9 protein-coding genes are annotated in these 6278 nt (G+C 65.8%); 2 read left to right on the top strand and 7 right to left on the bottom strand.

Annotated features, from left to right (window positions below):
- The 7 genes from WCZ84_RS08570 to thiE all read right to left on the bottom strand — a co-directional run.
- Positions 1-136: 50S ribosomal protein L27 (locus WCZ84_RS08570; RefSeq protein ID WP_372685853.1), on the bottom strand; the 136-nt coding region annotated here is incomplete at its 3' end.
- A gap of 20 nt (positions 137-156) precedes the next feature.
- Positions 157-468 carry a 50S ribosomal protein L21 gene (rplU, locus tag WCZ84_RS08565; protein WP_372685850.1) on the bottom strand — a complete coding sequence of 104 codons (312 nt, stop codon included), beginning with the start codon at positions 466-468 and terminating at the stop codon, positions 157-159.
- A 120-nt stretch (positions 469-588) separates the two neighbouring features.
- Positions 589-1047 carry an N-acetyltransferase family protein gene (locus WCZ84_RS08560; RefSeq protein ID WP_372685849.1) on the bottom strand — a complete coding sequence of 153 codons (459 nt, stop codon included), beginning with the start codon at positions 1045-1047 and terminating at the stop codon, positions 589-591.
- A gap of 65 nt (positions 1048-1112) precedes the next feature.
- Entirely contained in the window at positions 1113-2339 is a 1227-nt protein-coding gene (gene argJ / locus WCZ84_RS08555; protein ID WP_372685848.1) for a bifunctional glutamate N-acetyltransferase/amino-acid acetyltransferase ArgJ, read from the bottom strand.
- A 145-nt stretch (positions 2340-2484) separates the two neighbouring features.
- Positions 2485-3015, bottom strand: a complete 531-nt coding sequence (locus WCZ84_RS08550) for a MarR family winged helix-turn-helix transcriptional regulator (RefSeq protein WP_372685847.1) — start codon at positions 3013-3015, stop codon at positions 2485-2487.
- Positions 3016-3132: 117 nt separating this feature from the next.
- Positions 3133-4410, bottom strand: a complete 1278-nt coding sequence (hemL, locus tag WCZ84_RS08545; protein WP_372685846.1) for a glutamate-1-semialdehyde 2,1-aminomutase — start codon at positions 4408-4410, stop codon at positions 3133-3135.
- A gap of 22 nt (positions 4411-4432) precedes the next feature.
- Positions 4433-5077 carry a thiamine phosphate synthase gene (gene thiE, locus WCZ84_RS08540; RefSeq protein WP_372685845.1) on the bottom strand — a complete coding sequence of 215 codons (645 nt, stop codon included), beginning with the start codon at positions 5075-5077 and terminating at the stop codon, positions 4433-4435.
- A 97-nt stretch (positions 5078-5174) separates the two neighbouring features.
- Between thiE and WCZ84_RS08535 the strand changes: the two genes are divergently transcribed.
- Both WCZ84_RS08535 and ruvX read left to right on the top strand, forming a co-directional pair.
- The gene (locus WCZ84_RS08535; RefSeq protein ID WP_372685844.1) at positions 5175-5768 is read left to right on the top strand and encodes a YqgE/AlgH family protein; all 594 of its coding nucleotides are present in this window, start codon (positions 5175-5177) and stop codon (positions 5766-5768) included.
- Positions 5752-6195 carry a Holliday junction resolvase RuvX gene (gene ruvX / locus WCZ84_RS08530; protein WP_372685843.1) on the top strand — a complete coding sequence of 148 codons (444 nt, stop codon included), beginning with the start codon at positions 5752-5754 and terminating at the stop codon, positions 6193-6195. Before WCZ84_RS08535 ends, ruvX begins: the two co-directional genes overlap by 17 nt.
- The last annotated feature ends 83 nt before the right edge of the window (positions 6196-6278 follow it).

Here is a 6278-nt window from a genome sequence, read left to right as displayed (position 1 = left end):
GGAATTGTGTGCCGCGCTGGCGCACGATGATACCGCCCGCCGAGATCTGCTGGCCGCCGTAGACCTTGACGCCCAGGCGCTTCGATTGTGAATCGCGGCCATTGCGTGTAGAGCCGCCGCCTTTTTTGTGTGCCATGATGGACTCCTGGTAACCGATCAGGCCGCGACCGTGTCGATGCGGATTTCGGTGTAATTCTGACGATGGCCCTGGGTTTTGCGATAGTGCTTGCGCCTGCGCATCTTGAAGACCTTGATCTTGTCGTGGCGGCCTTGTGCAAGAACGGTTGCCTTGACCGCGGCGCCTTCGACCAAGGGCGTGCCCAGCCTGAGGCTGTCGCCCTCGCCAACCGACAACACCTGGTCAAGCGAGATTTCTTGCCCAATGTCAGCCGGTATCTGTTCGATCTTGAGTTTTTGGCCGGGGCATACACGATATTGCTTGCCACCGGTTTTTATGACCGCGTACATGGGGGTTCCTGAAAAATGAAATGCCAATAGGGGCCAACGAAAAATTGGCCAAGCCCTGCATTTTATCGTCAAACTGGAAGAGAGGCAATTACGGCCGAGACACCAGCGTTCGGACGCCACCTACAGGGCCTTGCGGTACTGGATGAAACCGGGGTTGTCGGCCACTTGGTCGTATAGCGCACGGGCCGTGGTGTTGTTTTCCTGTGTGAGCCAGTAGACGCGGCTGCACCCCAGCGCGCGGGCGTGCTCGTAGACGTGCTCGATGAGCAGGCGCCCCGCCCCCTGCCCGCGAGCGGACGGATCCACGTACAGATCCTGCAGGTAGCAGTAGTCGCCGGGTGTCCAGCAGCTGCGGTGCTCGATGTAGTGGACCATACCGATCACGGCCTGGCCGCGGACCGCCAGCGTGCAATGCATGGGTTCGGTGTCGTCCAGAAAACGCCTGAAAGTGGTCTGGGTGGCTTCGTCGGGCAGGCTGACATGGTAGAACTGCTGGTAGCCCTTCCAGAGCTCGAGCCAGCGGTCGAAATCGGCGGCCGCCAGGGCCCGGAGTGTGATGGGAGCAGATGGGGTCGTCATGGGTGTCCTTGTCTGGAGCGGGTTGCCGGGTGGCCCGTGGGCTACGTGTTCAGCGGGTTTTGTGTTCAGGATCGGTAGTCGGCATTGATGCTGACGTATTCATGTGAGAAATCACACGTATAGACCGTTTCACAGGCATCGCCCCGGCCCAGGGACACGCGCACGGTGATGTCCTGCCCGGCCATGACGCGCTGGCCGTCTTCTTCGCGGTAGGCCGGGTCGCGCCCGCCCTGGCTGGCAACCCGCACATCGCCCAGCCACAGCTTGAGCGCCTGGATGTCGAGATCGTCGATACCCGCATAGCCGATGGCCGCCAGGATGCGCCCCAGGTTGGGGTCGGAGGCATAGAACGCCGTCTTGACCAGCGGCGAGTGGGCGATTGCATAGGCCACCTGCAGGGCCTCTTGGGTGTTGCCGGCGTCTTCCACCTGGATGGTGATGAATTTGGTGGCCCCTTCGGCATCGCGCACGATCTTCTGGGCCAGATCGCGCGCCGCTTGCGCCAGCGCGTCGACCAGGGGCGCATAGCGTGGATCGCGCTCGGACTCTATGATGGCGCTGCTGGCGCCCGTGGCCATGAGGATGAACGAATCGTTGGTGGACGTGTCGCCGTCGACCGTGATGCGGTTGAACGACTGGTCGGCGAGATCGCGCGCCAGCTTTTGCAGCAGCGCCGTTGGCAGGCCGGCATCGGTGGCCAGGAACCCCAGCATGGTGGCCATGTTGGGGCGTATCATGCCGGCCCCTTTGCTGATGCCCGTGATGGTGACGGGCGAGCCGCCCAGTTCGATGTGGGCGGAGTGGATCTTGGGCTGCGTATCCGTGGTCATGATGGCGTGCGCCGCGTCGAACCAGTGGTCCGCTCCGGCGCTCATCACGGCATCGGGCAGCGCAGCGATCAGCCGCTCGACCGGAAGGGGCTCGAGGATGACCCCAGTGGAAAAGGGCAGGATCTGCTCTGCGGGCACGCCCAGCTGGCCAGCCAGGGCCGCGCAGGTTTCATGCGCTGCGCTCAGGCCCGCCTGGCCGGTGCCGGCATTGGCATTGCCCGTATTGATGACCAGGGCACGGATGGGCTGCCCGGCCGCCAGATGCGCCTCGCACACCTGCACGGGGGCGGCCTTGAACCGGTTGCGCGTAAAAACCCCCGCCACGGCCGTGCCCGGATCCAGCAGGAAGACGGTGAGGTCCCGGCGGCCCGCCTTGCGGATGCCGGCCTCGGCGGTGCCGATGCGAACGCCCCGGACGGGATGGATGGCGTCGGGCGCCGGAATGTGCAGCTGAATGGCCATGGGCAGGGTCCTGAGGCATCGAAAAGCGATATTCTAAGGGATCCGCATGCAGAGGATCCGGGCCTGCGTAGGGTGCGCGGGTGCCCCAGAAGCCCCGTAGGCTCGCAAAGGCATGCGGGCCGCATGCGGACCGCGCAATGCGGGATCAGTGTACGGGCAGGACCGCGAGCGTGGATTGCTTGAGATCGCCCAGCAGCTCGAACAGGGTCTGGCGGGTCACCGCCGGCAGCCCGCCCATCAGCGAGCGGACCCAGGCTTCGTGGGCGCGCTGCATGCGCCGGTGGTGACGCCTGCCGGTGGGGGTGAGACGGATGATGAAGCTGCGCCGGTCGGCTGGGTCTTTGATGCGTTCGACCAGGCCGTCTTTTTCGAGCTGGTCGGCAATGCCGGTGATATTGCCGTTGGTGACCATCATGCGGCGCGAGAGTTCGCTCATTTTCAGGCCGCGCGGCACCTGCACCAGCTGGGACATGAGCTCGAAGCGCGGCAGCGTGGTCTGGAATTCGGTGCGCAGGCGGCTGCGCAGTTCATTTTCGATCAGGGTGCAGCAACTGATCAGGCGCATCCAGAGGTGCAGGTCGCGGGCGGCCTGCGAGCCATCGGACGGATGGTCGCCCGGTTCGGAAAGGCGGATTTCCGGATGCCGGGCGGCGTCTGCAGGAGTGAAATCGGTCATGACACGTCTCGGAACCAAAGCCAGGGTAGTAACCCAGTTTAAGTAATGTCCGATGAGGTGTCCTTGTTCCACATCAAGAAATTTGAAGTCCGTACCATTTCATGGGCGGAAAACGCTTCACAGCGCGGCAAAGACCTGTTCGGCGGCCGCGATGGTGGCGTCGATCACGGCGTCGTCGTGGCTGGCCGACACGAAACCCGCTTCGAAGGCGGATGGCGCCAGGTAGATGCCATGCCCGAGCATGCCGTGGAAGAACCGCTTGAAGGCATCGGCGTCGCCCGCAGAGACTTCGGCCAGATTGCGCGGCCGTTCGGCCTGAAAGAACAGGCCGAACATGCCGCCCTGGCTGTCGCCGCAGAAGGGGACGCCATGGTGCCGTGCCGCGGCTTCGAGGCCCTGGACGAGCTTTTGGGTTTGCCCCTCGAGGGCTTCGTAGAAACCGGGCTGCCGCAGTTTCCGGAGGGTGGCCAGGCCCGCGGCCACGGCAACCGGGTTGCCCGATAGCGTACCGGCCTGGTAGACCGCGCCCAGCGGGGCGATGCTGGCCATGATGGCGGCGTGCCCGCCGAAGGCCCCGACCGGCATGCCGCCGCCGATGATCTTGGCCAGGGTGGTCAGGTCTGGGGTGACGCCGCTCAGGCCCTGCATGCCCCGCGGGCCCACGCGCAGCCCGGTCATGACCTCGTCGAAGATCAGGACCGCGTCGTGCCTGGAACACAGGGTACGCAGCCCTTCGAGAAAACCTGGGGCCGGGCGCACGAAATTCATGTTGCCGGCCAGGGGCTCGACGATGATGCAGGCGATTTCTTCGGGGTACCGGGCAAAGGCCGCTTCGACGGCAGGCAGGTCGTTGTAGCCCAGCACCAGCGTGTGTTGCACGAATTCCGGCGGTACGCCGGCCGACGAGGGGTTGCCGAAGGTCAGCAGGCCCGAGCCGGACTTCACCAGCAGGCTGTCGGAATGGCCGTGGTAGCAGCCATCGAATTTGATGATCTTGTGCCGGCCGGTGTGCCCGCGGGCCAGGCGGATGGCCGACATGGTGGCCTCGGTGCCCGAACTGACCAGGCGGACCTGGTCCATGGACGGGAAGCGCTCGACCAGCGCCTCGGCCATTTCCACTTCGGCGACGGTCGGGGCGCCGAAGGACAGGCCATGGGCGGCCGCCGCCTGCACGGCGGCGACGACGTCGGGATCGGCATGGCCCAGGATGGCGGGCCCCCAGGAGCCGACGTAATCAATGTAGCAACGGCCTTCGGCATCCCAGAGCCGCGGCCCCAGGGCGCGCTCGATGAAAGGGGGGGTGCCGCCCACGGAGCGGAATGCGCGTACGGGCGAATTCACGCCACCCGGGATGACTTTGCAGGCGCGGTCGAACAGTTCGGTATGACGGGTCATGGAAATCGGACGATGAAAAGGTTCATGAAAAAAGCGCCTGGCAGCGACGAGCGGCCTGTGCGATGTCGGCCGCTTCGAAGAGGGCGCTGATGACGGCGATGGCGTCTGCGCCGGCCTCGATGACGGCCGCGGCGTTGCCGGCGTTCAGGCCGCCAATGGCGACCACGGCCGGGCGTGGCGGGCCCATGGCCTGCACCAGCTGGCTTCCTTGGCGGATGTGATCGAGCGTGGCGCGCACGGCATCGGGTTTGACCGATGAGGGGTACAGTGCGCCAAACGCGATGTAGTCGGCGCCTTCGGCCAGCCGGCGGGCTGCCAGAGCCGGCTGATCATAACAGGAACAGCCGATGATCTTGCCGGTGCCGAGCGCTTGACGCACCGGGCCGATGGCGTCATCGTCGCGCCCCAGGTGCACCCCGTCGGCATCGAATTCGAGGGCCAGCCGCCAGTGGTCGTTGATGATCAGGGGCAGCCCCAGCTGGGCGCAGGTGTCGCGCACCGCCCGCGCCTGAGCCCGCCACTGGGCCGGCGTCCCCTGCTTGCGGCGCCATTGCAGAGCCGCCATGCCACCGGCATGGGCCTGTCGGATGGCCTCGAGCAGGCGATCGGTATCGGACCAGTCGGGGGTGACGCCATAGAGGCCGCGCGGGAAGCGAATGGGGTTCATGCTGGGGTTTGCCTTATGAGGCATTGATTCTCGCATCCATTCTAATGGAGATCTGATACTCTTATGTCATGAGCGCCATGGCTTGCGGGGAGGCATCATGAAAACCGTTACGCCTGCGTCCGATACCGGGCGCATCGATCTGTCCAGACAATTCCTGTTGGCCATGCCCGGCCGCGTCGGGGGCGAGCTGGCCAATACCGTCATTTATGTCTGCGAGCACACCGAGCACGGCGCGCTGGGCCTGGTCATCAACCGGCCCACCACCCTGACCATCAACGACCTGCTCACCCGGCTCGATCTGCCCTTGTCGCTGGAAATCGGTCCGGTCGGTCAGGCGCCCGTGTTCTTCGGGGGGCCGGTGCAGACCGACCGCGGGTTCGTGCTGCATATGCCGCGCGGGCAGTACAGCTCCAGCATCGCCCTGGGCGAAGACGTCGCGCTCACCACGTCGCGCGACATCCTGCAAGATGTCGCCGCCGGCCAGGGGCCCGCGCAGCTGCTGGTGACGCTGGGCTATGCGGGCTGGGGTGCCGGCCAGCTCGAAGACGAACTCGGCCAGAACGCCTGGCTTCACGTTGGGGCCAACAGCACCATTCTGTTCGAGACCCCGGCCGAAGACCGCTACGACGCCGCCCTGGCGCAGCTGGGCATACGGGCAGGCATGCTCAGCGGCGATGCCGGCCACGCCTGACTCCGGCACTGCGCCACGCACGCCCGTTGCTGCGGCACCCGAAACCCTGCTGGGTTTCGATTTCGGCCTGAAAAAAATCGGCGTGGCGTTGGGCAACACCCTGACGGGGCAGGCCCGTCCCTTGTGCATTCTGCGCCCGGTCACCCGCCAGCAGCGCTTCGAACAGGTCGCCGGCCTGCTGCAGGCCTGGCAGCCCGAGCGCGTCATCGTCGGCCTGCCGCTCACCCTGACGGGCGACGAGCAGCCCGCTTCGGCGCATAGTCGGCGGTTTGCACGGCAGCTCGAAGGCCGCTTCCGGGTGCCCGTCGAACTGGTCGACGAGCGCGGTTCCAGCCTTGAAGCCCAGCATATCCTGGGTACGCATGCCGACGACGACGCGGTGGCGGCTGCCGTCATCCTGCAGCGCTGGCTCGACCGGGCCTGCTGAGCGCACGCCGGCGGCCTGCGTGCCGGCGGTATACCAAGTCGACCAGCCCGGGTATCATGTGCCCCGATCCACATCGAGGAAGA

It is taken from the genome of Castellaniella sp. (assembly GCF_041675725.1).
In the GTDB taxonomy this organism is placed as follows: Bacteria; Pseudomonadota; Gammaproteobacteria; order Burkholderiales; family Burkholderiaceae_B; genus Castellaniella.
This window is presented reverse-complemented; position numbering and strand designations above follow the sequence as displayed.

Bases quoted from the DNA above. Each gene is read 5' to 3' on its own strand.
- ruvX (WP_372685843.1), top strand. From the start codon at position 5,752: ATGCCGGCCACGCCTGACTCCGGCACTGCGCCACGCACGCCCGTTGCT.
- argJ (WP_372685848.1), bottom strand. From the start codon at position 2,339: ATGGCCATTCAGCTGCACATTCCGGCGCCCGACGCCATCCATCCCGTC.
- hemL (WP_372685846.1), bottom strand. From the start codon at position 4,410: ATGACCCGTCATACCGAACTGTTCGACCGCGCCTGCAAAGTCATCCCG.
- thiE (WP_372685845.1), bottom strand. From the start codon at position 5,077: ATGAACCCCATTCGCTTCCCGCGCGGCCTCTATGGCGTCACCCCCGAC.
- rplU (WP_372685850.1), bottom strand. From the start codon at position 468: ATGTACGCGGTCATAAAAACCGGTGGCAAGCAATATCGTGTATGCCCC.
- WCZ84_RS08550 (WP_372685847.1), bottom strand. From the start codon at position 3,015: ATGACCGATTTCACTCCTGCAGACGCCGCCCGGCATCCGGAAATCCGC.
- WCZ84_RS08560 (WP_372685849.1), bottom strand. From the start codon at position 1,047: ATGACGACCCCATCTGCTCCCATCACACTCCGGGCCCTGGCGGCCGCC.
- WCZ84_RS08535 (WP_372685844.1), top strand. From the start codon at position 5,175: ATGAAAACCGTTACGCCTGCGTCCGATACCGGGCGCATCGATCTGTCC.